The following is a 614-nucleotide window of genomic DNA, read 5'->3' as shown; positions in this document are numbered from 1 at the left end:
CGGAATCTGACCGACGGCATTCTCCGCGGCCGCTACCGGGAAACGCGGGAGCAGGCCAAGCTTCTCACGCCTGGGGAGGTGTACGCGTATACCATTGACCTGTGGTCCACCAGCAATGTGTTCAAAGCCGGCCACCGCATCCGGGTCGAGATCGCCAGCTCGAACTTCCCCCGCTTTGACCGCAATCCCCAGACCGGAGAGGCCAGCGCCGAGGCCGGTCGCCTGGAGCCGGCCCTGCAGCATGTGTTTCACGACGAGACGCGGCCATCACACGTTGTGTTGCCTATCATTCCTCGCTGACGCACGACTCCGAGCCGCCAAGGAGCCCCGAGTATGGAACTCACCATTGAAGACGTCGGCCGGGTCCGCAAACTCATCCTCAACCGCCCCGAGTTCATGAACGCGTTCAACAACGCCCTGTATAAAGCCGTGCACGATAGCCTCAAACAGGCCGAGCAGGACACGGACGTTGCGGTTGTGCTGCTCACCGGCGCGGGACGGGCCTTCTCGGCCGGACAGGATTTGACCGAGATGCAGCGCATGGTGGACGGCGGCGGCGACACCTACCAGTTTCCGGGCTTCCTGGCTCAGCTCAGCGCGTTTCGCAAACCGCT

2 protein-coding genes are annotated in these 614 nt (G+C 63.4%); both read left to right on the top strand.

Features of this window, described 5'->3' with window-relative positions:
- Positions 1-300, top strand: a 300-nt coding sequence (locus J4F42_20520) for a CocE/NonD family hydrolase (GenBank protein MCE2487905.1), incomplete at its 5' end; no start/stop codon positions are given.
- A 33-nt stretch (positions 301-333) separates the two neighbouring features.
- Positions 334-614 (top strand): enoyl-CoA hydratase/isomerase family protein (locus J4F42_20515; protein MCE2487904.1); only part of this gene is annotated, 281 nt, incomplete at its 3' end.

Source organism: Desulfurellaceae bacterium (assembly GCA_021296095.1).
In the GTDB taxonomy this organism is placed as follows: Bacteria; Desulfobacterota; Binatia; order Bin18; family Bin18; genus JAAXHF01.
The sequence above is the reverse complement of the archived record's forward strand: the minus strand, read 5'-3'. Positions and strand labels throughout refer to the sequence as shown.